Here is a 26504-nt window from a genome sequence, read left to right on the forward strand (position 1 = left end):
GGTTGTGCGCACAAAGCACCCCCATGATGCGCCCGTCTACGCGCGTTGGCCAGAGTCCGGCGGCACTCCGACGGCTCCGTGCCCGGCAGAAGAACGGTGCCCCGCGCCCGAAGGACGCGGGGCACCCGGCTCAGTGGGCCCTCGCCGCCCGCTTCTTCTTCGCCCCGTTCGGCCACAGCCGCGGCTTGCGCTTCGCCGCCAGGTCCTCGACCCAGCCGACGCCGAGTATCGCGAGCGCGATCAGCGGCCAGACGAGTACGAACTGCCAGAGGAGCGCCGTCGAGTCCAGCCACGAGGTGGCCGTGTCGCTCTGCATGAAGGGCAGGTCGTAGGCCCGGTCGAGGATCGGCACCGTCGCCATGATGAGCAGGTTGTGCCAGAGGTAGATCGTCACCGCCCGGTTGTTGGAGAGGGTGATGAGCTTGTCCCACTTGGCCAGCCGGCCGGGCAGCGTCTGCCACGACGGGGAGTACTGCAACAGGATCACCACGATGCCGAACGACCACGTCGCCTGGGCGAGCGGGATGTCGTTCAGGTCCCAGCCGTCGGGGCCGAGGTGACCGGACGCCCACCACAGGCCGAACGCCATCAGCGCGGCCGCGCCGGACACCGCCGCGTAGCGCGGGACCTGCTTCAGCATGCCGTTGTTGTGGGCGAAGCCGAGCACCCAGCAACTGCCGTACACGGCGAAGTCCTCGACCGCGTTGCCGGTCTCGCCGGGGATGGTGACCAGCCCGGTACCGACCACGGCGGTGAGCGCCAGCGGGAACAGCAGGGTCGCCCACGGCACCCGGCGGAACGCCCACAGCAGCAGCGGGGACGCGACCACGAACCATAGATAGGCCCGCAGGTACCAGAGCGGACCCGCCGCCTGGTCCGCCCAGGTGTTCTCCAGCCACCCGGACTCGGAGCCGATGCTCAGGGGGTAGGGCGGGGCGCCGATCGGCACCAGGTAGTTGAACACGCTGACCGGGCCCCAGAAGTGGCCCCCGAGGTCCGGGTCCTTCCCCGGACTCCAGCCCTGCACGAACAGCAGGCCGAGCATCAGCGCGCTGAACACCCACAGCGGGGGCAGCAGCCTGCGCACCCTGCTCTTGATCACGGACAGGGCGGGCCGGTTGAGCGAGCGCGCCATGAGCGAGCCCGCCAGCGCGAACATCACACCCATGGACGGGAAGAGGACCGACAGCCAGGCCCAGCCGAAGAGGTGGTACGCCACCACACGCACCAGGGCGATGGAACGCAGCAGGTCCAGATAGCGGTCACGGCCGGGGACCGCCGGCTTCTTCTCCGCCCCGGCCGCGCCGGCCGCGTCGGCCCCACCGGTCGAGTCGGCGCCGGTGGTGTCCGCCGCAACCGCCCCGTTCACCGCGTCTGCCGTCTTCTGGGCGGGGATACTCACCTCGCCCGCACGGTCGTACGGCCACCCGGTGGGTGCCGGGGAGCCGTGGACGGGGTCCGGGCCCGGCGTTCCGGGTATGCCCGGCGGCGGCGTGCCGTCCGCCGTCCCGTACTCGTGTGCCGTCATCCGACGGGCCTCCGTTCACTGCCGCTGTCCGCCGTCCGCTGTTGCGGGATCGAGCCCGGCGCCTCCACCACGCCGGTGCGCCGCAGCTTCTGCCAGCGCAGCCGGCCGCCGGTGAGCGCCGTCATCCAGGACCGGAGCAGGACCACGTACATGAGTTGCCGATAGAGGATCTGCTGGAGCGGCAGCGAGACGAGGTGGCTCATCCGCTCGCGGTCCAGCCGGAAGGCGTACGCCGCGCAGATCGCCTGCACCGCCAGTACGCCGAGCCAGGCGCCGACGGTCTTCTCCGTGGGCCCGAACACCAGCCCGTACAGCAGGAAGACGTCGATCAGCGGGGCCAGCAGCGGGGCCACCACCATGAACAGGGAGACGAACGGCAGTCCCACGCGGCCGAAGCGGCCCGAGGGTCCCCGCTCCACGACGGCCCGGCGGTGCTTCCAGATCGCCTGCATGGTGCCGTACGACCAGCGGTAGCGCTGGGACCACAGCTGCTGCACGGACTCCGGGGCCTCGGTCCAGGCGCGGGCGTTCTCCGCGTACACCACCCGCCAGCCGTCCCGGTGCAGCGCCATGGTGACGTCGGTGTCCTCGGCGAGCGTGTCCTCGCTCATGCCTCCGACCCGCTCCAGCGCGGTGCGCCGGAAGGCGCCGACGGCTCCGGGAATGGTCGGCATGCAGCCGAGCATGTCGTACATCCGCCGGTCGAGGTTGAAGCCCATCACGTACTCGATGTGCTGCCAGGCCCCGATGAGCGAGTCCTTGTTGCCCACCTTGGCGTTGCCGGCGACCGCGCCGACCTTCGGGTCGGCGAAGGGCTGCACCAGCTCGCGGACGGTGGACGGCTCGAAGACGGTGTCCCCGTCCATCATCACGACGATGTCGTGACGGGCGTTCGCCAGACCGCGGTTGAGGGCGGCCGGCTTGCCCGCGTTGAGCTGCCGGACGACCCGCACCCCGGGCAGGTCCAGGTCCTCGACGATGCGGGCCGTGCCGTCGCTGGAGCCGTCGTCGATGACGAGCACCTCGATGGGGTGGTCGCCGACGACGAGGGAACGCACTGTGTTCTCGATGCACTTGGCCTCGTTGTACGCCGGGACCAGGACCGTCACCGGCTCGGTGATCGGCCCGTCGGGCCCCCAGCGGAAGTTCTTCCGGCGCACCCGGCGGGCGTGCACGACGGAGAGCAGCAGCATCAGGCCGAAGCGGGCCAGGACGAGCGAGCCGATGACCGCGAGGCCGACGACCAGCACTCCGGTGATCTCGTCCGATGCCTGCACGAGGAAGACCCACGCCCGGCCCTTCCACAGCTCCGCGCCGGTGACCGGGGTGTGCGCGCTGGGCGCGCCGAGTGCCTCGGTCAGGTTCTGGAACTTGTAGCCCTTGGCCTGGAGTTCGGGCAGGAGCCGCCCGAGCGCCTCGACGGTCTGGTGCCGGTCGCCACCGGAGTCGTGCATCAGGACGATGGCGCCGTCGCCGTGCTTCGGGGTGGCGTTGCGGATGATCTCGTCGACACCCGGCTTCTGCCAGTCCTCGGTGTCGATGTTGTTGAGGACCGTGAGGTATCCGCGGGAGCCGACGTACTGGGTGACCGGCCAGGACGCGTTGTCCATCGCGTCGGCGAAGGACGAGTACGGCGGCCGGAACAGCGACGTGCGGATGCCGGCGGCGCCCTCCAGTGCCATCTGGTTCTGGGAGAGCTGCCAGTCGATGCCGCTGTGCGACTTGTACGACAGGTCGGGGTGGTTGAAGGTGTGCAGCCCGATCTCGTGGCCCTCGCGCACGATCCGCTTGACCAGGTCCGGGTACTGCGAGGCCATGGTGCCGGTGATGAAGAACACCGCGTGCGCGTGGTGCTGCTTGAGCACGTCGAGCACCTGCGGGGTCCACTTGGGGTCGGGTCCGTCGTCGAAGGTGAGGACGACCCGCTGCCTGGGCACGCTCATGCTGGCGGCCTTGCCGCTGCGGGTGTCGATGACCGGGCCGCCCTCGAGGATCTTGTCGGGCACCTTGTCGGTGGCCGCCTCGGGTCTGATGCGGTAGTCGGCGAGGATCTCGCTGTGCACGTAGCCGCGCAGCATCAGCATCGCGGTCATCGCGACCAGCAGCATGACGGGGAGCACCCAGCGCATGGGCAGCCGTCGGCGTCGCAGGTTGACGTGTGCCGGGGCACGCTGGGGTCGCCCGTCGCCTCTGCTGGAGCGGCGACGGTTGGAACGGGAGGCCATCAGAGGACGTTCTCCGGAGAGTGGTCGGGTGTGGCGCCGGGCCGGTCGGCGGCGGCCGGGACGGTGGACGCGACAGGGTGCGCGGTGGCGGCTCCCCCTGCGTTGTTGTTGGTGGCAGCGCCGTTGTCACCCGGGTCGGCGCTGCCGGAGCTGCTCGGCTTCGGGTCGGGCGGGTTCGGCCCGGTCGACGGCGTCTTGGTGTCCGGGGGCAAGCCGTTGCCGCCGGTGTCGACGGGCGCGGGCGGTCCGTCCGGGGCCTTCTTCGTGCTGGTCGCGGACGGCGTGGGCCTGCTCGACGCGGTGGGCGTACCGCTGGGCACGGCCGGGGCTCCCGGTACGACGGTGGATCCCGCGGGCGGGCTCACACCGGCGCTCGGGGCGACGGGGGCCGAAGGGCCGGTACCGGCCTCGGGCGCGGCGCTGGTGTCCGCGGACGGGCTGCTGGACTCCGACTGCCGCGGCGACTCCTTGACCTTGCTCGCCGGCTGGTCGTCGGCTCCCGGGACCGGGACCGGCACCCAGGGGGCGGCCGCGTTGCCGGACAGCAGGGTGACGACGATGACGACCGCGTAGACCGCGCAGGCGAGGCCGATGGCCATGCCGAGGCGGCGGAAGCGGCGGCTGCGGCGGCCGGACTCGTCGACGAAGACGGGCCGGTCGGCCTCCTTGCCGGCGGGGCCGGCGGATCCGAGGGTGCCGCCCGGCCGCACGCTCACGGCGTCGAGCTGCACGGTGACCTCGTGCGGGTCGTGGGTCTCCCACGGGTCCTCGACCTGGACCCGCAGGGGGCCGGTGCCCGTGGGGCCGGTGCCGAGGGGGCCGAGCGGCTGCGTGCCCGGGCCGCCTACCCGGCCCTCGGGTGCCGCGGAGTCCGGCGTTCCGGGCAGTACCCGGGTCTCCGCCGCGGCCGCCGCTCCGGGCAGCATCTGCGTCTGGGCGGCCGCCGCGGGGTCGGCCGTCAGCCGGGAGTCCGTCGTCGGCCCCGGCCCGGGCAGTAGCTGCGTCTCCGCCGCCGGGGCCGGTTCGGCGGGGTGGCCCTTGTCGAACCAGGAACCCGCCCCCGCGCCCGGGCCCTCGCCGGGCCCCCGCGGGTGTCTGTGCACACCACCGCCGGAACCGGCCGGACCGGTCGCGGGCCAGGCGGTATCCGGCCATATGCCCTGGCCATCGAGTTCCGGGGCCACTCCCGGAAGATGGCCTGTTTCCGGTTCCGTGCCGAGGGCGTCGCCGGATATGAGCGACGCGCCCGGGTCCGCGGCCCCACCCCCCTCCCGGCCGCCCCCGGATGAGAATCCGGAGCCGTTCGGTTGGGCATGATCTGGCCATTTGTCGACGCGCACGTGCTTCCCCCCAGGGGCATGACTTCCAGAATCCGGGCCTACGCACTGTCGTCGGACCAGGGCCCCCACCCGGCCCAAGCGTCCCCTTTACCACGGTGCGCCCGGGTCCCCGAATGTATCGCATGTGGCCATGTCATGGAGATGGGTCTCACATGTGCGCAGCCATCACGGTCGCGTCCATGGCCGGAATCCATCCCTCCGCCGGCCTGCGCAACCAATCTTCCTCGTGCGCCAGTTCGGTAGCAGAACGTCTGAGCGCATCCAATCCGGGGTGAATCAGCCCTTTACGCCACACCAGTGATACCGGCGACAAAGGAACAGGGTCGACAAGCGGCCGCAGAACCGTCTGGGGCATCGCCGGGAAGTCGACCACGGCGAGAATCGGATTCCGGTACTTGGCCATGATCCGCCGGAACTCGGCCACACCGATCGCGAGGGGAGCGGGCGGCGCGACGTCGATGCCGCGCCCCTCGAACAGCTCACGCGCGAGGCCGGTCCACTCCGGCGTGCGGGGATTGCCCGCCCCCGCGTACACGGTCTCCCCGGCGAGGGCGTCGAGGGGCACCTGCTCCAGGTCCGCGAGCCGGTGCCCCTCGGGCAGGATGACGGCCATCGGCTCGTACCGCACGGGCTGGTGCAGCAGTCCCCGCCGGAGCGCGGGATCGAGCCCGGCGAACCGCCCGAACGACGCGTCGAGCCGGCCGGCCAGCATCTCGGCGGCGGCGCCGGTCAGACCGCTCTCGAAGCGGGTCATCAGCTCCAGGTGCGGGACCCGGGAACGCGCCCGGTCCAGCACCCGTTCCCCGAGCAGCCCCGGGCTGTTGACGTCGACGAGCAGCGGCCGCTCCGGCTCACCTCGGCCGAAGGCGTCGAGCAGCGCCCGCTGCGCCTGGAGCACGTGACGGGCGTACGGCAGCAGCCGGGTGCCCTCCGCGGTCAACGCGACCTGCCGGGTGGTCCGCACGAACAGCACGGCGCCCAACTCCCGTTCCAGCCGCCGGATGTCCCGGCTGAGGGCCTGCTGCGCGACGTACAGCCGCGCGGCGGCGCGCGTGAAGTGCAGCTCCTCGGCTACGGCGACGAAGGCGCGCAGCAGTCGGGGGGCGATCTCCTCGGCGGAGAGGTACGGCGGTCCGGGTTCGGCAGGCATCGGCAGAACTTACAACGCGGGTGCGTCAATCGCACCCGATCAGGTGTTGGACCGCAGGTCAGTGCGCGGGCGACGGTGACGGCATGCCGAAACCTCCCGCCCCGGCCGCCGCCGTGGAAGGCCGTGCCTCCCTCTTCGGTCCCTACCGCCGCCTGTTCGCCCTGCCCGGTACCCGTGCCTTCACCGCCGGGAACCTGATGGCCCGGCTGCCGTCGGGCATGTTCGGCGTGAGCGCGGTCGTCATGATCGCCGGTACGCGCGGCTCGTACGCGCTGGCCGGCGCCGTCACCGCCACCGGCCTCGCGGCGACGGCGGTGACCGCCCCCTGGGTCGCCCGGCTGGTGGACCGGTACGGGCAGGCCCGGATCGCCGTGCCCGCCACCGTCTGCGCGGTCCTGGGCAGCCTGGCCCTCCTGCTCTGCGTGCACTACGACGCTCCCGACTGGACCCTGTTCGCCGCGTACGCCGCCACCGCGACCACCCCCAACACCGGGGGCATGTCCCGCGCCCGCTGGGCGCATCTGCTGAAGTCCTCCCCGGAGGACCTGCACACCGCCATCTCCTTCGAACAGGCCGCGGACGAGCTGTGCTTCATGCTCGGCCCGGTCCTCGCGGCCTTTCTCACCGGCACGTTCTTCCCGGAGGCCGGCACGCTGGTCGGCGCCGTACTGCTGCTGACCGGCATCCTCCTGTTCACCGCCCAGCGCTCGACCGAGCCGCCGCCGAGTCCCCGCACTCTCGCACGGGCCCCACTGCGTGCCCCCGGTATGCCGGCCCAGCTCGCCGTGTGCCTCGCCATGGGCGCCGTGTTCGGTGCGATGGAGGTCGTCACGGTGGCGTTCGCGGACGAGCGGGGCCATCGTTCGGTGGCGGGTGTGGCACTCGGCCTCCAGGCGGCCGGTTCGTGTGTGGCCGGGCTGGTCTACGGGGCCCTGCGCCCGGCGGGCCCCGCCGGACGGCGACTGCCCTGGTGCGTGGCGGCGATGACGGCCCTCATGACCCTGCCACTGCTGGCCGCCGCCCTGACCGGCTCCCTGCTCGCCCTGTCCGTGGCGCTGCTCATCGCCGGTACGGCGACAGCGCCCACCATGGTCACCAATATGACCCTGGTCCAGCAGCGCTCCCCCGAGGGCCGCCTCAACGAGGGCATGACCCTCGCGGTGACCGGCCTGCTCGGCGGCATCGCCTGCGGCAGCGCGACCGGCGGCTGGATGGTCGAACACGTCTCGGCGACGGCGGGCTACGCGGTCCCGGTGACGGCGGCGGCGGTCACGCTGCTGATCTCAGTGAGCGGCGTACGCGAGGAAGTCTGACCAGGTGTCGGCGTTCACCGCGAAGCGCGGGCTGTCGACGCCGAGCTTGGAATCGCGGACGTGGATGGTGCGGGGGGTGGCGGCGACTTCGACGCAGGCGCTGCCTTCGGAGTCGCTATAACTCGACTTGAACCATGACAGTTCGTCGCTCACAGCTCCTCCGCCACCTTCCTGGTGAACTGGGCAGACTCCTCCACACTAAGCGCCTGCATGCGGATCATGCCATAGCGCTGAGTCAAAGTACTGAGCTTGTTTCCGTCAGAGTAGAGGGCCCCCGTCGACTGCCCGTCGACAAAGGCGTAGCGCTCGTGCTCGGCGGTCTCCACCAGCACCATCGGCCCGCTGAGCGCCGCCGTGGGCGCGGTACAGAACGGGAGTACCTGGATCGACAGGTGGCGCCGCTTGCCGAGTTCCAGCAGGTACTGGCACTGCTTGCGCATGACGTCCCGGCCGCCGACGACCGAGCGCAACGCGGCCTCGTGAACCACGAAGCTGAAGTGCGTGGGCGGTTTGCTGGTCAGCTTCTCCTGCCGCTTCAGTCGCGCCGCGACCCGCTCGTCCACCGTCTCCTCGTCCAGAGGAGGACAGTTGCTGCTGATCAGCGCTCGCGCGTACTCCGGAGTCTGGAGCAGACCGGGAATCAACAGGGGCTCGTACCACTGGACGGTGATCGCCTCGGCCTCCACCAGCACGTACTGCTGCGTACGTTGGGGGAACGGCTCGGGTTTCAAGAACTCGTGCGCGGCCGACAACTTGCCTCGCGCTCCGCACAGTTGATCCGCGATCTGCAACAATCTCAGCGTAGGGCGCCGCCGCCCGCACTCCATCGACTTGACGTACTCGTAGTCGTAGCCGGCCTCTTCCGCCAGGGCCTGCCGAGTGACCTGGGCCTCCTCCCGCCACAACTTGATCTGCCCACCGCAGTAACGCCAGTTCTGCTGCGCCTGCTGGGACTCCCCCGTAGCCACGCGCCTTCACCCGCCTTCCGTCACCGCACCGTGTACAGCCACGCTGCGTACCCGACCCGCTACTGCCGAGGCTAGGCGCAGGCCACCACCCTTATCCCACCGAACGACGGAGAATCACACGCAAGGAACCAGCCCGTATGCCGACACCGCACCGCTCACCCACCGCGCTCCCCCAGGACATCGAGTTCCGTTTCCCCCGCGACGCGCGGAGTGTGGGACGGGCCAGGCTGCTCCTGCGCGAACAGGCAGCGTCGTGGAAAGTGCCCGACGACGTGACGGAGACGGCGGTGCTCCTGCTCAGCGAGCTGATGACGAACGCCTACCGCCACGCGAAGGCGCCCGGCAGGGAGATCCGGGCGCGCTGCGTACGGAGCGAGGAGGGCCGCCTGCGCGTCTCGGTCACGGACGCCAACGACACGCTGCCGACGCCCCGGGAGGCGTCACCGGAGGACGAGTCGGGCCGGGGCCTGGCGCTGGTGGAGGCACTGGCGGACGACTGGGGCGCGGAACACCGGCCGGGCGGCATCGGCAAGACGGTCTGGTTCGAGCTCGAACTCGATGCGGAAGCAAGGGCAGAGAGGTGACGTCACTGCCGGTCGACGTCGGCTTCACGCTGCTCTTCCTTGTCCGCCGCGCACGTTGCCGCCGACGTTCCCATTCTGGGCCTGCGGCTGTCACCCTCTGCTCTTCCTCCGCTCCCTCATTCTGGTGCCGACATAAGCGCCGGATCCGATGGAAGCCAGCGTCATCACAGCCTGACTCGGAAGGCCACCACCGAGCAGCAGGGCCAGAGCGCCTCCCACAGCCAGGACGCCTACGAAGATGAGCAGATCAGAAAGTTTCATCGTTCCTCTGTAGCCGTCCGCGATGCCTCGGTCGACTTTGAACCCCATCAGGACTCTGCTGCGTAATTCGGTTACTCAGGCTGCGAGTTGGTGGCTGAGGCGGGTGAGTCTGCTGGTCCGAGGGCTGAGCGCCGTGTGGCCGGGGTTCCAGTGGGCGTCGAGTCGGATGACGTTGAGGGCAGTGGCGGAGAAGGCGTGCTGGAGGCGGACCTTGGGCAGTCCGCGGTAGCGGGCCCGGCGGAGGCCGGTGACGTCGAGGGCCTGGTTGATGGTGCCCTCGATCCCAGCGCGGAGTGTGTACTTGTCCTTCCAGGTCTTCGTGATCTGCTCAGTTCGCGCTCTGGCCAGGGTCTCGTGGAGTTCTTGCGGCCGGAGGCTGAGGATGCGGGTGCCACGCGCGGAGGTGGTGCACTCGTCCTGGACGGGGCATGCGTGGCAGTCGGTGGGGGCGAACTGGACGACGATGGCGTCGCGGCCGTGCTGCCGGACGGGGAACCAGCCGGTGCTGGTGCGGCCCTGCGGGCAGCGGGCCTGGCGGGCCTTCCAATCGATACGGAAGGCGCTCTTCTGGAAGCCGGCGTCGGCCTTGGCCTGCGGTGAGTGGTCGAGGAGGGCCGGGGTGACCATGGTGATGCCGCGGCCGGCGGCGTCGTGGATCAGGTCGGCGGACGGGTAGCCGGCGTCGAGGTAGTGCTCGCCCGGCGTGAGGTCGCGGTCGGCGAGGTTTTGCTGGACGGGCCCGGTGGCCTTGACGTCTGGGACGCTTGCCTCAGTGGTGTAGACGTCCGTGATCAGCCGCAACGGCAGCACTTCGGCTTCGGCTTCGGCTTCGGCTTCGGCTTCGGCTTCGGCTTCGGCTTCGGCTTCGGCTTCGGCTTCGGCTTCGGCTTCGGCTTCGGTGGGAGTGTCGCAGGTTTCGGTGAGGTGGACCTTGTAGCCGAGCCAGAACAGATCGTCGCCCTTGGCCGCCCACCGCGCATCAGGGTCGTAGGGAGAGGCCAGGCGGAGATGGCCTGGCGGGACGCCCTCCTTGTCGGCTTCCCGCTTCACGATCACCTCCCGTTCCCGCGCGTCAGTGGATACGTAGTAGGTCTGCACGAGCATCCTGCGCAGGAACGCGACCGGCTCGATCTCCCGCAGCCATCCCGGCGCCCCGGGTGCCCAGACCGCCCGGCAGAGCGCCAGCGCGTCCTGCCCGAACACCACGGCCAGCCGGTCCCGCTTCGACTTCGACGACGGCATCGTCCACCCGTTGACGCGTTCCTCGTAGCGGTGCGCGAGCTCGGGAACGTCCACCGCGTCGGCCAGCCAGCCCGGAGCCGCGACCGCAAGCGCCTCCAAGGCTGCCCGTACGCTCTCACCCGCGAGTTCGGTTCGGTTCAGGTCATGGACCGCGCTGATCACATGGGTGGAGTCGGTGCGCTGCTTGCCACCGGCCCCGACCAGGCCCTGCTCGCGGCAGACGTCCACGAGCCGGTCGAACACCACCCGCTCCATGCCGTGCTCCACGAGCCGGGTCCTGAAGCGGGACAGCACGGTCGCGTCGAAACCGGTATCGGTCAGTTCCGCGCCGATCGCGTACTTCCAGTCGATCGCGCGGACTGCCATCGCAGCGGCCTGCCGGTCGGTCAGGTTCTCCGCGAACTGCAGCACCGTGACCAGCGATAACACCGCCGGCGGCAGGCCCGGCGCTCCACGGCGTCCGAACGCCCCGGTGAACGGCTCGTCCGCGAACACCTCGCCCAGCCGATCCCGCGCCCGCATCGCCAGTGTCCCGTGAGGGAACGCCGCCCGAGCGACAGCCACGGTCTGTGCCGGGATCTCTGGCAGCCCCTTCGGCTGCAACGACATCTGCTCCACCCCCTGCGGCCCACGACGCGACCAGGACCACAGAAGCGATCATGCCGCACCCGCGACGCTCACTCAGTCGAATTACGCAGCAGAGTCCATCAGGCGGTGCGGAGCCCGAGAAGTGAAAACTTCACGCACCTGCGGGAGAAGGGGCCGCGCTCACGTCGTGCTCGTGCCGCACGCCTCGTCGTGGACCGCCTTGCTGACATGCGGCTCGAAGACCTTGAGGACGGTCCAACTGGCGGCGTCGTCGAGGATTTTCCAGGTGGCGGTGGGGCGGGCGTCCATCGTCACGGTCGCGGTGTCCTGGTCCGTCGTGATGGAGATATGGAACCTCACCGGGAGCCTCAGCGATTTCCTGCAGATGAGGGTGAGCTTGCCGTGGGTGAATTCCTTGACCTCGTCGATCTCGGGGGCCGGGAGCTGCTTGAGAGCGTGCAGCACACTGTCAGTGAGCTGGTAGGCGGTCGTGCCGGAACGTATCGGCACGCGGATCTCCGCGGTGCACGGCAAGGGCACGGCCTCGGCGGACAGCGTCAGGCCATGGCGCGAGACCGCACGCGCGGCGTGCCACGTGTTCGTTGTGGGGAGCACGACGAACATGAAAGCGCTCAACACGAGGAATCCGAGCGTCCCCTGGAGCAGCGCGTCCGCCCAGGCGCTCGGATCCTCCCAGATGATGACACCAGCGATGAAGACGCCCGAGCAGGCGCCGATGATGGCGATGACCACGGCGGCACGGCGTACGGTCACGAGCCAGTAGCTGAGCATGGGTGAAGTTCCCGATTTTCTGTGTGAGAGGTGAACCGCACAGGAGAGGTGGGGATCCTACTTTCTTGTCGAAGCCTGTGATATGGCCGCCGGGAGCAGGCGGGGCTGCTCCCCAACGCGCCACCACGGCCTACAGCCAACCGTGGCGTTCGGCGATGCGGACGGCGTCGACGAGGGTGCGCGCGTGGAGCTTGCCGACAGCGGAGGAGAGCCGGTTGCGTACCGTGCCCAGGCTCAGGAAGAGATCGGCGGCGATCTCACGGGCGTGGGCGCCGGAGGACGCCAGCCGCAGCACCTCTGTCTCCCGCTCGGTCAGAGGGCTGACCGTGTCGGCCCCGCCGTCCCGCATCCGCGGGTCGATCACGCGCCCACCGACGGCGACCCTGCGAATCGCGTCGGCGGTCTCGGCGGGGGTCACGGACTTGAGGAGGTAGCCGGACGCTCCGGCGCCCAAGGCACGCCCCAGATGCCCGGGCCGGTCCAGCGCCGTGAGCATCAGAACGCGGCATTCCGGCAGCTGTTCGGCGAGCGCTGCGGCAACGGCGATGCCATCCCTGGCAGGCAGGTCGATGTCGAGGAGGACCACATCGGGCCGAAGCCGCTCGGCCTCGGCCAGTGCGGCCTCACCATCGGCGGCCTGACCCACGACCCGTATACTCAGCTCGCCCGAGAGCAACGCCACCAGCCCGGACCGCACGACGGCGTGGTCCTCGACCACCAGCACTTTGATCACCGATCAATTGTGCCGGGCCGACAGGCGCGGTCGACGAGGAGCTGCTGGCACCTGGGGCCGGGTTCGGCCACGGAGCGCCCGCCGGACTCCGAAGCCCGCTGGCAGCGCTTGGGCGATGAGCCTCCCACGCCACTGACGGGCCACAGACAGGAGCGCTTACGCCCCGCCCAGCTGATCTGGGATTCTCCGTTCAGAGGGGCCGCCGCCGACGATGGTCATCATGCCTGCGCTCGCTCCAGCAGGGCTTAACTCTTCGGCTCCCCGTAGCCGGTCGCTGCGAAAAATGTCCTGCCCAAGCGCCAATGCCGTTGCTTGAGAGGTGCAAGTAGTTCCTCTCCCCGGCACGGTGACCGCCGGTGTGTTGGTTCGTTGGCCGGACATGCATCCATGGATCGGGTTATCCGATGAGGTCCGGCTCGGGTTGCTCACCGAGTGGATCGTTCCTGAGCTGGTGGACGAGGTGCTGACCGCGTGTGGTCGGCGGGATGCCAAGCCCCGTCCCCTGTCGGGCCGGTTCATGGTCTACTTCGTGCTTGCTCTGGCGCTGTTCCAGCAGGACTCCTACGACGATGTCGCGGAGAACCTGGTCGGGGCCCTGGGCGAGATGGACCAGTCGGTGCCGAACAAGTCGTCGTTCACCAGGGCCCGCCAGCAGCTCGGGGCCGCACCGCTGGAAGGAGTGTTCCGCCGTGTGGCGGGGGCGATCGCTCCGCCCACACTCGAGGCGGCGTTCTGGCGCGGGATGAGAGTGGCCGCGGTCGACGGGTTCTTGCTGGACGTGCCGGAGAACGCTACGACACGTGCCGCTTTCGGTGGGCAGGTGGACAGTGCCGGCCGGCCCATCGGGTTCCCGCAGGCCAGGGTGGTGACGCTGACCGAGACCGGTACGCACGCGACGATCGACGCACGGATAGGCAGCTTCAAGGGCGGTGGTGGCGAGCCCGCGCTGGCGACAGAGATGGCCGGTAGTGCCGTCGGCATGCTGGTGATCATGGACCGGGCCTTTCCCGGTGTCGCACTGTGGAAGGCCTACACTCAGGCCGGAGCACACCTGCTGATCAGAGCCCGCACCTTCGTCGCCGCGAAGCCCATGGAGATCTTGCCCGACGGGACCTATCTGACCCGGATGAACCTCGCCGGGCAGCGGCGCTCCCATCCGGGCGGGGTGACAGTGAGAGTGATCGACTACCAGGTCGACGGCGGCGAGACGGTCAGGCTGCTGACCGACCTGCTCGATCCCGAGGCCGGGCCCGCCGAGCAGCTGGCAGCCCTGTATCACGAGCGCTGGGAGGTCGAATCCGCCTACCGGCAGCTGAAGACCTACCAGCGGGGAAAGGCCGAGGTGCTGCGGTCGGTGTCGCCGGAACTGGTACGGCAGGAGGTCTGGGCCCACCTGACCCTCCACCACTGTTTGAACCGGATCATCATGCGGCTGGCCGACGGCGAGGGTATGGACCCCGACTGGATCTCGTTCGTCAAGGTCCTCAAGCACACACGACGCAGCGTCGTCCTCCAGGCAGGCCGGTCGGCCCGCCGACTACGGCAGTTCACGACGCGGATGGCTGCGAAAGTCGTGCGCAAGCTCGACAACGGTCTCCGGCGGCTACGCGCGGCGGACCGCTACACCCGCCGTCCGGTCTCGCAGTACATCGTGCGCAGGAAAGGCCAGGCCAGGCGGGGCACACGACGGGTTCCCGAGAAGGCCATCACCCTTACGCCCGCGATACTTCAGTAGCTCAAGCAACGGCATTGGCCCAAGCGCCCCAAGTGGTCAGTCATCCGACCCCCGCTCAACCAGCCAGCCAATCGCCAGAATGATTGCCGAGCAGAAAAACAGCCGCTCGCCGTCCTTGTGTCCGTACAGGGCGGCTGCCGTGATGCCCAGTGCAAAAACGAAGACGCCGGACCAGAACATCGCCCGCGATGTGCGCTTTGCTTGATTTGCCACGTAAATCCCTGTTCCCAGAACTGGCCGCCCGCTCGGGCGGCCAGTTCTTCTAGCGTAAATCTTCTACATCAGTGGGTGGTTACCAACGCCACGACCATGATTTGCGGTGCGAAGCGCGACTTGCGGCGTGTTTGCCGCCGCGCGGGAACCATCGGACCAGGGCCCGGCCGGCCCCGTACCGCGCTCCCGCACTGAGCCCCCACCCGGTGGCAGCGACTCCGCCGCCGTAGATGGCCGCGCGTCCGACCGAACCCCATGAGGCCTTGCGATTGCCCAGCTTCTTGGCGGCCCCACCTGCGATCATGCCGACGCCCGCAGCACAGAACGCGCCGGCCACTCCCATAGAGATCACGCCGCAGCCGACTCCAGCGAGGCCGGCAGCGATTCCCACCCGGTGGCGCTTGACGAAGCTCTTGGTGTTACGCCATGCCTTCTTCCAGTTCACCTTGCCGTCGAGGTCGTAGCGGTTGAGCGGGTCGGCGTGGGCCTACTCGTAGGCGTTGGCGTTGCCGCCGTAGACCGTGTCGGGGGAGAGGAAGCGGCCGGTAGCGGGGTTGTAGAGGCGTACGCCCATCAGGACCAGGCCGGGCAGGGTCTCCGACGAGCGCCGTTTGACGCCGAGCCAGTTGCAGCTTGTGGCCTCCAGCCCCGGCCGGGTCGCCGCACTCGTCCGAGTCCAGGGCGCTACATCGTGGGCTATTCTCGCGATCGTCTCCTTTTCACCCCTTCCCAAATTTCCTTGGCCGCACCCACTGAAATAGAAACCCCCAGGATAATTTCGAGCGCCCCGCAGACCGGCGACCACCCATCACTGGAAAGCCTGCTCGCTCCACTCGCCAGCATGAACGGAACAAAAAAGAGAAGACATGTCAGTTTGTATCTATGCATTACACTTCCAGGATTCACGACATTTCGACCAACGCCCTGACGGGGGACCGACAGATCCGGACCCCCGTCAGATTTTAACTCCGGTCACCAACAACTCGATTTTCCGGTGTACTTTCTACAGACCGAGCGGCGGCCGTCCGACGTCAGGGAATCATTCCAATCGTTGCGGAATTGGCGATTCTTGTTCCAGTTGTTGAAGTCATTCATCACTGTCTGAACTCCCCAGACAGCTCCAGCGCAGTGAATAGCCCTACTACCGGATTTAGCGCATCGTTTCAGCGTGCCATGCGGACTCTTGGCGGCCCTCCACACATTCCTGGCCGTCTTTACGCGACCGAACGGTGCGACAAGTGCCGCCGTGCCGATCGCGAACTTTCCAGAATGGTAAATGCCGCGCCAATTAGGGTTGCGTCCCACACGGTGGCGCTTGTTATTGAACCGGTTCCACTGCTTCCTCACCCAGCTCGACCGCCCGTCCAGGTCGAACCGGTTGAGCGGATCGGCATGAGCGTACTCGTAGGCGTTCAGGTTGCCCCCGTACACCGGGTCCACCGACAGAAAGCGGCCAGTGGCGGGGTTATAGAGGCGAGCACCCATGAGCGTGAGACCGGTGAGGGTCTCGGTGGAGCGTTGCTTGGCGCCGAGCCAGTTGTAGCGGGTCGGTGCCTGGCCGGCTCGCGGGTTGCCGTACTCGTCCGAGTCCAGGGCGACCGGGGCCTTGCCCGCGTCCAGCGGGAGCTGGAACGCCACGTCGCCGTGGATGGTGGTGAGCTGCAGTACCGTGTCGCCGCTTTTGGCGGTGGTCGCCGCGAGGTCGCCGGAGGCCCCGTCGACGTTGCGGGTCAGGGCTCCTGTGGCGGTGTCCTCCACGATCCAGCGCGGGTTGTCGCCGTCGCCCCCGTAGTGGTTGAGCTTGGACGCGGTCTGCGTCCAGGTCGAGCCGCTGCCCGTCTCCACCTTCCACGAGCGGAACCGCAGGGCCGCGTCGAGCTGCCAGGTCTGACGCTTTCCGCCGGAGACCTGCTGGTACGCGAGGTCGTTGGCGTAGTAGCCGATGGTGCTGCCCGGCAGGGCGGTCGTACGGCCGAACGCGTCATAGGTGTACCCGGAGTTCACCAGCCGGTCGGCGCTGTCGTACGTGGAGTTGGCGGCGGTTCCTCCACTAGTGGGGCAGTCGGTGCCGGGCGCGCCCGCCGCCGTGGTCAGGGACTTGCGGTTGGTGCGCGCGTCGAAGGCGTAGCTGCGGCGCGTACAGACCGTCTCGGTGGTGTCCTCGACCGTGGTGAGGCGGCCCGTGGCGTCGTAGCCGTAGTTCTGGTCGGACCAGCCGGCGTGGGTGGTGACCTGGCCGTGGATGGACTCGGTCACCGTGTCCGAGTAGACGATGGTGCCGTCGCTGTCACGGGTGTACGTGCGATCGACGGCGGAACCGGTGGGGTCGTTCGTCTGCTTGACGGTGTAGCCGCCGGGCAGCTTCTCGGTCACCACGGCCCCGGCGGCGTCGTACGTCGCCTGGAACGTGCCGGCGATCGAGTCGGTGGTCTTCGTGACCAGACCGCGCGGCTCGATGGCCGTGTCGTAGGTGTAGGTGACCGTCGACGGCACCGTGTCCGTTGCCTTGACCGGCCGGTCGAGCAGGTCGTACTCGGTTGTGGTCCTGCCGCCGTCGGCGTCGGTGTAGGCGATCTGGCGGCCGAGCTTGTCGTACGCCTTGGTGATCGTGCCGCCGGTGGGCGAGGTGGTCTTGGTCACCTTGCCGTTGTTCGGGTCGTACTCGGTGGTGGCCTCCGGTACGGCCTGGCCGAGCCCGCCGGTGACGGTGGTCTTGGTCGGCCGGCCCGCGGCGTCGTAGGTCGTGGTTGTCGTACGGGTGACGCCGTTGGCGGTCTCGGTGACCTTGGCCGTGTTGCCCCACCAGTCGTACTCGGTGTTGGTGGTCGGCAGCCCTGTCGGGTTGGAGCCGCCACCGGTGATCGCGCCGGCGGGTCCGACCGAGCAGAGCAGGTCGGCCCACTCCGGGCGGCCGGCGCAGGCGCCGGTGCCGGTCGCGGACCAGTACGTGGTCACGCGGGTTGCCGCGTCCGTGCCCGTCGCGCCGGGCAGGAGCTGCTTGACGGTACGCCCCTGGGCGTCGTACTCCGTGGTCTCGGTGATCGCCAGACCACCCGGATCCTTGATCGTCTTGGTCGGCAGGCCCTTGACCCAGTCGTAGACGGTCTGGGTGACCCGGGTCTCGCCGTGGACGGAGGAGTGTTCGCGCACCTGGGCGCCGACAGTGACCTTGGTGATCTGGTCCTTGACCTTGGCCGTGCCGTCCGTGGGCCGGCCCGCGTCGTACTCGTTGACCGTCCACGTCCGGGCGGTGACCGAAGTGCCCGCGGAGACCAGCAAGGTGGTGCCCTGCTTCAGGTCGGCGGTGAGGTCGGTCCTGCGCAGCGGGCCGAACTCCTCCAGTGCTCGGATTCCGTTCTCGTTGTAGACGGAGCGAGTCGCCAGCAGGTCGCCGCGCTCGGCGCCGGTGAGCTGAGTGATGCCGAGGTCGGCCTGGGTGGCCTTGTCGTCGGCAGTCAGGCCCAGGGCGACGCCCCGATTGGCGGCGGTCAGTTCACGGACGGTGTTGCCGAAGCGGTCGTATTCGGTGGTGGAGATGTGCCCGCCGGGGGTGGCGGAGTTGACCTCACGGCCGGATACGCCCAGGTAGTGCACATCGGCCCGCTTGTAGGCGGTCGCGGTCAGCGAGCCGCCGGAGTGCGAGGACGGCACGGCGTCGGCCGGGAAGACCGCGGTCGCGTCCGTCGGCGCGTCGAGCTGGCCCCATGCCTTCACGTCCGAGGCGCCCATCTTGTTCGGGGCGGCGGTGCCGGTCAGCGGCACGTCGTAGACGATGCTGGTGGCGGCCGTGCCCTCCGCGACATCGGCGGTGCCCTGCTTCAGCCCCGCGCGGGCCGCCTTGAGCAGCATGCCGTCACCGGCGGTCGCGGCGTTGCCCGCCTTGCCGTAGGTGAAGGTCCAGGGCAGTTCGCCGGGCGGGGTGAACTTGACGACACGGCCAGCGCTGTCGTACTCGTACTCGGTCTTGAGTGCGGGAGAGATACGCGGGTTCCAGGTCTCGCGCAGCCGCCCCTGCCCGTCGTACGCGTACGACTGGATGGCAAGGACCTTGGAGCTGGCCGCTCCGGGCTCGGTGGCCCACAGGCGGATGGACTTGACCTGACCCACCACGTCGCCGAACTCGATGTCCGTGGCGGTGGTGGTCAGCGGGTACAGGTATTCCAGGACCCGGCAGCCCTTGGTGGCCGGATCGGCCGTGCAGTCCGCGGCGGTCGCGGCTGAGGTGGGTGCGATGACCCACTTGGGCCGGGCGACGGCCTTGCCGTTGTAGGTGGTCTTCTGCGAGATCACCGTGGTGGTGGAGTTGGTCAGCCCGTCCAGCAGGGTGCTGGAGACCTGCCAGGTCGGCACGGTCGGATCGGGCTTGGTGAACTCCGTGACCGTGCCTTCGGTGTCGGAGAGCGTGAAGCTGCCGCTCACGCTGCCCTTGAGGGTCAGGTCCTCCGAGCCCGGCTCCGGAATCCAGCCCGACTTGGCCGCGTTCGCGGTGAAGTGGGTCTCCTCACCTTCGGAGTCGACCAAGGCCACGGCCGTGTCGGAGATCCTGCGGATGTGGGAGTAGTCGGAGTCCGTCAGCTCGGCGGTCGCACCCGACACCCATTCCTTGCCGAAGATCGGCGCCTGTCCCTCCTGGGTGGCACCCTTCTCCGGTGTGCGGGACGAGGCGGTACGCGTGACGGACATGTCGAACGCGGAGGCATCCGTGGCCGACAGGCCGAAGTCGCCGGTCAGCATGTTCACCGTGCCAGGACCCACGCCCTGGCTTGCGGCGCCGTCAGCGTTGCGATCGACGACGACGGTCAGCGGCTCGGTGCTGCCGGAGGCGTTGCCCGGGCCGGTGAAGTCGGCCTTGATCTGCACCGTGCCGTCGGGGTCGACGGTGTCGGTGGCGTTCCAGACCAGCTGCGCGTTCTTGCCGCCTGTCAGCGAAACGGGCCACGCGGTCAGCGGGGTACCGCCGGAGGTCACGTGACCGGCGGGAATCTTGTCCCAGTTGTCGGCCTCGGAGCGCCGCCAGAAGAAGGACACCGCGTTGTACTTGGTGCCGTCGGCCTCCGCGACGAGGGGGAGCCGGCGTGCGGTGCGTTCGCCGTCGTTGGGCTGGATGAAGCCGCCGGGGCCTGCGTGGAAGGTGTACTCGGCCGCCTCGGACTTGTTGTCCGCCTTGTCCACGGCCCGCACCTGCAGCGTGTGGGTGCCGTCCTTCGGCGGGGCGATGCTGATCGCCTTGTTCGCGCTGGAGCCGCTCGTGGTCACCTTGGTCCAGGTGATGCCGTCCAGCGACCATTCCAGCCAGTTGTGGTCACCGCCGGCGGGCGGGGTGACCGTGAACGTGCCGGCCTGGCCGGTGCCCTTGACCCACTTGTCCGACGGGTAGTCCGTGGAGACGATCTTCGTCGGGGCGGACGGTGCCTTGGTGTCGACCGTGAAGGTCTTCCACGCCGACCAGCCAGTGTTGTAGTGCGTGCCGTCGTAAGGGCTGGTGCGGAACTTGTAGGTCTTGCCGTCCGCGAGCACCCCGGCCGGGACGGTCACCGACGCGACCTGCCCGGAGGGCACGTACTTCGACACCAGGACGTTGCCGACCTGGGCGTTGGTGACGGAGTCGAAGATCTGGAACGTGCCGTTGACCTTGTCGCCGTCGGCGTCGACGAAGGTGTCCCGCAGGGTGGGCGTGGTGGTGTTGACGACGTAGTCGCCGCCGTAGGAGAAGTACGGCGGGCCGGCCTCCTGCTTGGTGCCGGTGCGCGGGCGGTAGTTGTAGTTGACGACCAGCTTCGGCGGGTTGGATGCGGCGTTGGCGGAGTTGACGCGCTTCCACTGGGCCACGACCGCTTCGCTCGTGGCTTGGATGCCCATGTGGCCGCGGGTGGTCTTGGCCGAGGCCCACTCCTGCGCCAGCGTGGTCACATTGGCGTTGATCCAGCCCGCGGGCTGGGTGCTGGTGCACGACGAGTTGCCGCGGGTCTCGGTGGAGGTGGCCTTCAGTGCCGTCATCGTCGGGCGGTTGGTCCACCGACTGGAGGTGGAGGCGGCGGGGGAGGACCACACCTCCCACGGGTACGCCTTGCAGTCGACGTTGTTGCCCGAGTGGAAGTTCCATAGCGACAGCTTCGCGTCGAGGACCAGCGCGTCCTGGATGGGTGTGGTGTTCCAGGAGATGAAGGTCTGCGCGGTGCGCGGGGTGCCGTCGGCGTTCTTGGTGCCGGGGTTGCCCCAGTCGAGCTCGGTGTCGGCCGACTGGTCGACCGTCACGCCCTGCTGCACGTAGGTGTCGAAGACGTTGGAGAGCGAGGAGGTGGACGGGTCAATGGTGACCGGGTACTTGGCGGCCGGGTCGGCGAGGAACTCGGCGTCCGGGGTGATCACCAGGTCGACGGAGGCGCCCTTCTGGACCACCTTCAGGCCGACCCTGGCCTTGCGGGTGTGCTCACCGGAGCGCTCGTCGACGGTGGCGTCCCACATCACCGGGGCCGGCATCACGGCCCGCTTCTTGTTCTTCCTGTCGGTGAACAGCACGCTGCCGTCGGCGAGTTGCGTCGCCTTCAATCCCTTGGCCTTCAGCGGAAGGGTGTAGGAGTAGCCGCCCGCGTCACCGGTCTCGGGATGCTGCTTGAGTTCGACGTACTGCTCGAACCCGGTCCGGGTGGCCTCCACGACCACGTCCGCGCCCGGTACGGCGTTGGAATACTCCGCCCGCGTACCGTCCAGCTTCGGCTGCGGCAGCCCGCCCTTCCACTGCAAGGTGATCTGCTGGTCGCCCTCGCCCAGGGTCACCAGGTCGGTGGCCTCGGCCCGCTGAGCGGCCTCCAGCGACTTCGCCGGGGTCCCGGACCTGCCGGACAGGCGCAGGCCTCCCGGGTGCGCCTTGGGTTCGACGGTCCCGTCGGCCCCCCGGACGAGATCCAGGTCGACCTCGCGCCACTCTCCCGTGGGCTCGTCCTTGAACCGGACGGGACCGGCGGAGAGTTCGGTGGTGAGCGAGCCGTCCTTGTTCACCCAGGTCGTGGAGGTCTCGGTACGCTCGGACAGCGCCTCGACCCGCTTGCCGGACAACCGGGCCGCGACCTTCGCGGAGGGGATGTCCGCGGCGGCGTCAGGGCTCTTGGGCGTACTCCTGTCGGCTGTCTGCCGGGTCTTCTCCCGGTGGAGTGCCACCGCCTGACCGGTGGTGGCGACCGCTACCGCCGCCTCCGCGGCAAGCACCATCGCGGTCAGGGCCGCGATGCGGGGCAATAGCCGTCTGCGTCTCTGCAGGGCGACGGCCGACCCCTCCCACTCATCGGTGGGTGGTATTCGCTCTGACACGTTCAGTAACCCTCTGTTGTCGTGAGCATGGGCAGCCGTGATCAAAGCAGGGGTGGCGCAGCCGAAGAAGTGAAGGCTTCACCAGTTGGGGAGATTCCGTAGAGCCGCTCAACACCGCGAGCCAGAGCCGCTGTTGCTTCCCTGCGGGTCCGCCCGGCCCTCCCCGGCAGGTCCATAATCGACCGTTGGTGATCAAGACCGGAGCAGGCGGAATGCGGAGCAAAGCAGTAAAGGGCGTGACGGCTCCACCGGGAGCGCGGGTCGCATTGGGCGCGCTGGCCGTCGTGGTGATCGGATCACTGGGGCTGGTGGCGCTGGATGTCGCCGCTTCGCCGTTCCACAAGCGCACGGTCACCGCCGGTCTGACCGTGCTGGTGCTGACGCCGGCCGTGCTGCTCGGCCAGTACGCGCCTCCGCCCTACCGGCTGCCGTACCGCTGGAGGTGGGGCCTGCTGCTGGTGCAGGCCGTGCTCACCTACGTGCCCATCGTGGTCTTCCAGCACCGGTGGTTCACTCTGCTCGGCTTCCTCGCCGGCGCCGTGATGCTCACTCTGCCTCCGGCCAACTCCGTTCCCGTCGCCCTGGCGGTCGTCGCCAGCGGGCCGCTGCTCATCCACACGGGCGTGGTCGACAGCAGCCGCGGTTCACTGGTCGCTCTGCTCAGTGCGACGATCACGGCGAGCACGGTCTTCGCGGTCACCCATCTCGCCCTGCTCTCCTCGCGGTTGTACGGCAGCAAGGAGCAGACGGCCCGGCTCGCCGAGCAGCGCGCCCAGGCGCGTATGCGCCAGGACCTGCACGATCTGGTGGGGTCGTCACTGGTGGCCATCGCGATGCGGGCGGAGAACACCCTGCGCGCGGACGCCTCCGCCGAGTCCGCCAGGGCGGCGCTGACCGAGGTCGTCGAGCTGGCCCGGCGGACACAGGAGGACGTACGGCTCATCAGCAGCCCCGGGGCGCCCCGCTCGCTGGCCGACGAGTTCGCCCGGGCACAGCGGCTGCTGACCACCTCGGGGATAGGGGTGCACGCCTCGCTGCCGCCGCGTCTCGAACTGGACGGCGCGGTGACGGAGTGCCTGCGGTCGGTGCTCCACGAGGCGGTGGGCAACCTGCTGGAGCACAGCCGCGCCACGTTCTGCGAGATCGAGCTCCACGCCGACCCGGACGACATCCGCCTGACCGTCCGCAACGACGGCGTCCCCGCGGACACGCCCCTGTCCCCCGCCCCGTCCGGCCGCGGCACGGGCCTGGCCGGCCTCAGGGGCCGGGTGGTCGCCCTCGGCGGAACCCTCCGCTCCACCCCGGAGGACCGCACCTTCTCCGTGACAGCCACCCTGCCCCTGCCCTGACACCACAGTCCGATGTACAATATCGCCTCTGAATGATGCACCGCTATGTACATTCGGGAGGGTCCGGTGTCACTCACCCACATCGATATCGACGATGAAGCCCTGGATACGGCGAAGCGCCTGGGCGGACATCGGACCAAGACGGCCGCCGTCGCGGCGGCGCTCGAGATGTACAACAAGCGTCTGGCTCGCGACGCCGCCTACGACAAGTACTTCGAGATGGCCCAGGGCTGGGACGTCGAGGGGGCCGAAGAGGCACATCGAGCGGACAAGGACACGGCACGCCGGTGATGCGCTACCTGCTCGACTCGTCGGCGCTGTGGCGCCTGCTCCGGGACCGCGACCTGCACGAGGCGTGGCGACCGGTGGTCACGGACGGCTACGTGCTCTCCTGCTACCCGCAGCGGGCCGAGTTCCTCCGGTCCGCGCGTGACGCCAAGGAGTACAGGGCGTTCAGCGACATGTTCACCGATCTCTACGACGACGTCTCCCTGCCCAAGAGCGCCTGCCTGTGGATCAGTGCGTTCCAGGAACGGGCGGCGGATCGGGGGGCGCACAGGGCTCTGTCCGCCGTCGACCTCCAGATCTGCGCCACGGCCGCCCACCACGGACTCGTCGTCCTCCATGACGACGCCGATTTCGTCACCGCGGCCCGGTTCGCGGTGGAGCTGAGCCAGCACAATGTGCACGACGGTCCCCGCGACTGACTGACCGCGTTCTGCCGTGTCAGGGTTCTGATGTGTCGTGCCGGGCGCGCAACGGGAAAGGCCCCGCCGCTTGGTAGCGGCGGGGCCTTTCCCGCATGGGTGATGAAGGAGGCTCGGGAGCCTCCCGATCGTGGAGATGGCGGGAATCGAACCCGCGTCCAACGGTGCGGAATCAGGGCTTCTCCGTGTGCAGTCCGCTTCGATTTTCTCGGCCCCGGAGATCACGCGGACAAGTCTCCGACGGGCTCAGTCACTGTTTGGTTTCCCTCTTCACCCCGCGACCGGGATCAAGGTTTAGTCCCCTAGCTGATGCCAGGATCCGGGTCGGGAACAGCCCCGGGCTGACACTCCCTGTATAGGAGGCTCGCTCTGCTACCTGAGATCAGGCAGCGAGGGCGAAGGCCTGCTGGGAGGAATCGCGCTTGGTGTTGGCGATTATTTTTTCGGCCTGTGGTTTACGAGATCATGGCCGCTTCCTCGACACGCTTCCCCTGCTTCGACAACCGCTGTCGAAACCGATCATCCCCATGTTGATTTTTCAAGACCCCTCTACGAGGGGATCCGCACCGGCCTCGCGGTGCTGATGTCATCGTACGTGACCAACGCAGGTCCGTGCCAGCGTATTCCCCGCGTCCCGGACCACGCCCGCGACCCGCCGTTACGCCTGCTGCCTGCGGCGCGCCGCCGACACCGCGCGGTCCGTCTCGCGGCGGTCCTGCCTCTCGCGGAGCGTCTGCCGCTTGTCGTACTCCTTCTTGCCCTTCGCCAGCGCGATCTCGACCTTGGCCCGGCCGTCCTTGAAGTACAGCGCCAGGGGGATGATCGTGTGCCCCGTCTCCTGGGACTTCGACTCCAGCTTGTCGATCTCCTCCCGGTGCAGCAGCAGCTTCCGCTTGCGGCGGGCACTGTGGTTGGTCCAGGTGCCCTGGCTGTACTCGGGCACGTGCACGTTGTGCAGCCACGCCTCGTGCCCGTCGAGCTGCACGAAGCCGTCGACCAGCGACGCCCGCCCCTGACGCAGCGACTTCACCTCGGTCCCCATCAGCACCAGACCGGCCTCGTAGGTGTCGATGATGAGGTAGTCGTGCCGCGCCTTCTTGTTCTGCGCGATCAGCTTGCGCCCTTTTTCCTTAGCCATAGTGCCGTCCATTTTGGCACTACGCGGGGGGTGCGCGGAAAGCGTATTAAGGGGTGTGCCCGCCGGACCGGGACAGGGACCGGGCCTGGGCTAGGACGCCTCGCCCAGCCCCGTCAGGACCGTCTGCGCGCGCCGCAGCCCGTCCTGCCCGGCATCCAGGTCGGGGGTGATGCCATGGCCGTCCACGGTGTGCCCGCCGGGGGTGCGGTAGTGCCCGACCGTGAGCTCGGCGACCGAGCCGTCGGGCAGCCGGCTCGGCATCTGCACCGAGCCCTTGCCGAAGGTGCGGGAGCCCACGACGACCGCGCGGCCGCGGTCCTGGAGGGCGCCGGTGAGCAGTTCGGCCGCGCTCATCGTGCCGCCGTCGACGAGCACGACCAGGGCCCGGGCGGTGTCCCCGCCGGAGCCGGCGTGCAGGGCGCGCTGGTCGCCGTCGACGTCGTAGGTGGCCACCAGGCCGCCGTCGAGGAAGGCGGAGGCGGTGGTGACGGCCTCGGTGACCAGGCCGCCGGAGTTGCCGCGCAGGTCGAGGACGATCCCGCCGGCGGCCGGGGACCGGCGTACGGCGGTACGGACCTTCTCGCCCACGCCCTTCGAGAACGCGGCGATCTTGATGACGGTCACGCCGTCCGCCGACCGCCGTACCGTGACCGGGTCCGTCGACAGGCGGGCCCGCAGCAGCGTCCGGCTCCACACGTGCTTGCCGCGTTGCAGGCCCAGGGTCACGGGGGTGCCGGCGGGCGCGCCCTCGGCGTCGCCCCGCAGCAGCGCGACCACCTCGGTGACCGGAAGACCGTCGGTCCGCTCGCCGTCGACACTGCGCAACCGGTCGCCCCGGCGGATGCCGGAGGCCGCCGCGGGCGAGCCCGCCTGGACCCTCGCCACCTCGACCCGGCCGTCCCGCCGGCGCCGCGTCGACAGCCCGACTCCGGTGTACTGGCCGTCCAGGGCCTCCTGGAACTCCTCGTACTCTCCGCGGGAGTAGACGGCTCCCCAGCGGTCGCCGCTGCGGCTCACGGCGCGTTCGGCGGCCTGCATGGGGGACTCGCCGTCGGCCATGGCCTCGGCCGCCGCCCGGGTCACTTCCTCGGGCCGGCCGGCGGGCGGGGCCGAACGGAACTGGTCCGGAAGGGACTTGCGGTCGTCATGGCCTGGCAGGGAGCCCGTCACCGCGCCCGCCACCAGCACGCTCGCGAAGACCAATGTCAGGGCGGCCCCGGCGCGGCCGCGGCGGGGCTGGCGAAACAGGTCACGGCCTGACATGGCGGTGAGTCTAGGACAACGCCCGGAGGCCGCACGGTTGCTCGACCGTACGACCTCTTTGGCGTGC

19 protein-coding genes and 1 other RNA gene are annotated in these 26504 nt (G+C 69.3%); 6 read left to right on the forward strand and 14 right to left on the reverse strand.

Going from position 1 to position 26504, the window contains the following annotated elements:
• Positions 1-130 precede the first annotated feature (130 nt).
• The 4 genes from OIE49_RS14460 to OIE49_RS14475 form a co-directional block, all read right to left on the reverse strand.
• Positions 131-1528, reverse strand: a complete 1398-nt coding sequence (locus OIE49_RS14460) for an acyltransferase family protein (protein WP_326802674.1) — start codon at positions 1526-1528, stop codon at positions 131-133.
• Complete coding sequence (locus OIE49_RS14465) at positions 1525-3753, reverse strand: glycosyltransferase (protein WP_326802675.1); 2229 nt, start codon at positions 3751-3753, stop codon at positions 1525-1527. Before OIE49_RS14465 ends, OIE49_RS14460 begins: the two co-directional genes overlap by 4 nt.
• Positions 3753-4856 (reverse strand): hypothetical protein, encoded by a 1104-nt coding sequence (locus OIE49_RS14470; protein ID WP_326802676.1) that lies wholly within the window; start codon positions 4854-4856, stop codon positions 3753-3755. Before OIE49_RS14470 ends, OIE49_RS14465 begins: the two co-directional genes overlap by 1 nt.
• A gap of 385 nt (positions 4857-5241) precedes the next feature.
• A complete protein-coding gene (locus OIE49_RS14475) occupies positions 5242-6243 on the reverse strand; it encodes a LysR family transcriptional regulator (protein WP_326802677.1) in 1002 nt (333 codons plus the stop codon).
• 83 nt (positions 6244-6326) lie between these two features.
• Between OIE49_RS14475 and OIE49_RS14480 the strand changes: the two genes are divergently transcribed.
• Entirely contained in the window at positions 6327-7556 is a 1230-nt protein-coding gene (locus OIE49_RS14480) for an MFS transporter (RefSeq protein WP_326802678.1), read from the forward strand.
• Here OIE49_RS14480 and OIE49_RS14485 read toward each other — a convergent pair.
• Complete coding sequence (locus OIE49_RS14485) at positions 7527-7709, reverse strand: DUF397 domain-containing protein (RefSeq protein ID WP_326802679.1); 183 nt, start codon at positions 7707-7709, stop codon at positions 7527-7529. The two genes, OIE49_RS14480 and OIE49_RS14485, sit on opposite strands and share 30 nt — an antisense overlap.
• Positions 7706-8524, reverse strand: coding sequence for a helix-turn-helix domain-containing protein (locus OIE49_RS14490; RefSeq protein WP_326802680.1), 819 nt, complete (start codon positions 8522-8524; stop codon positions 7706-7708). Before OIE49_RS14490 ends, OIE49_RS14485 begins: the two co-directional genes overlap by 4 nt.
• A 137-nt stretch (positions 8525-8661) precedes the next feature.
• Between OIE49_RS14490 and OIE49_RS14495 the strand changes: the two genes are divergently transcribed.
• Complete coding sequence (locus OIE49_RS14495; protein WP_326802681.1) at positions 8662-9108, forward strand: ATP-binding protein; 447 nt, start codon at positions 8662-8664, stop codon at positions 9106-9108.
• 336 nt (positions 9109-9444) lie between these two features.
• Here the strand turns inward: OIE49_RS14495 and OIE49_RS14500 are convergent, their stop codons facing one another.
• The 3 genes from OIE49_RS14500 to OIE49_RS14510 form a co-directional block, all read right to left on the reverse strand.
• Positions 9445-11133: a transposase gene (locus OIE49_RS14500; protein ID WP_326802682.1), complete on the reverse strand. Its 1689-nt coding sequence runs from the start codon at positions 11131-11133 to the stop codon at positions 9445-9447.
• A 246-nt stretch (positions 11134-11379) separates the two neighbouring features.
• On the reverse strand, positions 11380-11991 hold the full coding sequence (locus OIE49_RS14505; protein WP_326802683.1) for a hypothetical protein: 612 nt from the start codon (positions 11989-11991) through the stop codon (positions 11380-11382).
• A gap of 130 nt (positions 11992-12121) precedes the next feature.
• A complete protein-coding gene (locus tag OIE49_RS14510) occupies positions 12122-12724 on the reverse strand; it encodes a response regulator transcription factor (RefSeq protein WP_326802684.1) in 603 nt (200 codons plus the stop codon).
• A 346-nt stretch (positions 12725-13070) separates the two neighbouring features.
• Here OIE49_RS14510 and OIE49_RS14515 point away from each other — a divergent pair, with 346 nt between their 5' ends.
• On the forward strand, positions 13071-14459 hold the full coding sequence (locus tag OIE49_RS14515) for an IS4 family transposase (protein ID WP_326802685.1): 1389 nt from the start codon (positions 13071-13073) through the stop codon (positions 14457-14459).
• A 36-nt stretch (positions 14460-14495) separates the two neighbouring features.
• Here OIE49_RS14515 and OIE49_RS14520 read toward each other — a convergent pair whose 3' ends face one another.
• Positions 14496-14672, reverse strand: coding sequence for a hypothetical protein (locus OIE49_RS14520; protein ID WP_326802686.1), 177 nt, complete (start codon positions 14670-14672; stop codon positions 14496-14498).
• A gap of 972 nt (positions 14673-15644) precedes the next feature.
• A complete protein-coding gene (locus OIE49_RS14525) occupies positions 15645-21881 on the reverse strand; it encodes an RHS repeat-associated core domain-containing protein (RefSeq protein WP_326806229.1) in 6237 nt (2078 codons plus the stop codon).
• Between the two features lie 335 nt (positions 21882-22216).
• Here OIE49_RS14525 and OIE49_RS14530 point away from each other — a divergent pair, with 335 nt between their 5' ends.
• The 3 genes from OIE49_RS14530 (at position 22217) to OIE49_RS14540 (ending at position 24036) form a co-directional block, all read left to right on the forward strand.
• On the forward strand, positions 22217-23329 hold the full coding sequence (locus OIE49_RS14530; protein WP_326802687.1) for a sensor histidine kinase: 1113 nt from the start codon (positions 22217-22219) through the stop codon (positions 23327-23329).
• 66 nt (positions 23330-23395) lie between these two features.
• A complete protein-coding gene (locus OIE49_RS14535) occupies positions 23396-23620 on the forward strand; it encodes a type II toxin-antitoxin system VapB family antitoxin (RefSeq protein WP_326802688.1) in 225 nt (74 codons plus the stop codon).
• Positions 23620-24036, forward strand: a complete 417-nt coding sequence (locus OIE49_RS14540) for a PIN domain-containing protein (RefSeq protein WP_326806230.1) — start codon at positions 23620-23622, stop codon at positions 24034-24036. The genes OIE49_RS14535 and OIE49_RS14540 overlap by 1 nt, the downstream gene beginning before the upstream one ends.
• Before the next feature lie 128 nt (positions 24037-24164).
• Here OIE49_RS14540 and ssrA read toward each other — a convergent pair.
• From ssrA to OIE49_RS14555, 3 genes are all read right to left on the reverse strand, one after another.
• Positions 24165-24563: a transfer-messenger RNA gene (gene ssrA / locus OIE49_RS14545) on the reverse strand.
• Positions 24564-24694: 131 nt separating this feature from the next.
• The gene (smpB, locus tag OIE49_RS14550) at positions 24695-25174 is read right to left on the reverse strand and encodes an SsrA-binding protein SmpB (protein ID WP_326802689.1); all 480 of its coding nucleotides are present in this window, start codon (positions 25172-25174) and stop codon (positions 24695-24697) included.
• Positions 25175-25264: 90 nt separating this feature from the next.
• Positions 25265-26437 carry a S41 family peptidase gene (locus tag OIE49_RS14555; protein WP_326802690.1) on the reverse strand — a complete coding sequence of 391 codons (1173 nt, stop codon included), beginning with the start codon at positions 26435-26437 and terminating at the stop codon, positions 25265-25267.
• Positions 26438-26504: the final 67 nt, after the last annotated feature.

This window comes from Streptomyces sp. NBC_01788 (genome assembly GCF_035917575.1).
In the GTDB taxonomy this organism is placed as follows: Bacteria; Actinomycetota; Actinomycetes; order Streptomycetales; family Streptomycetaceae; genus Streptomyces.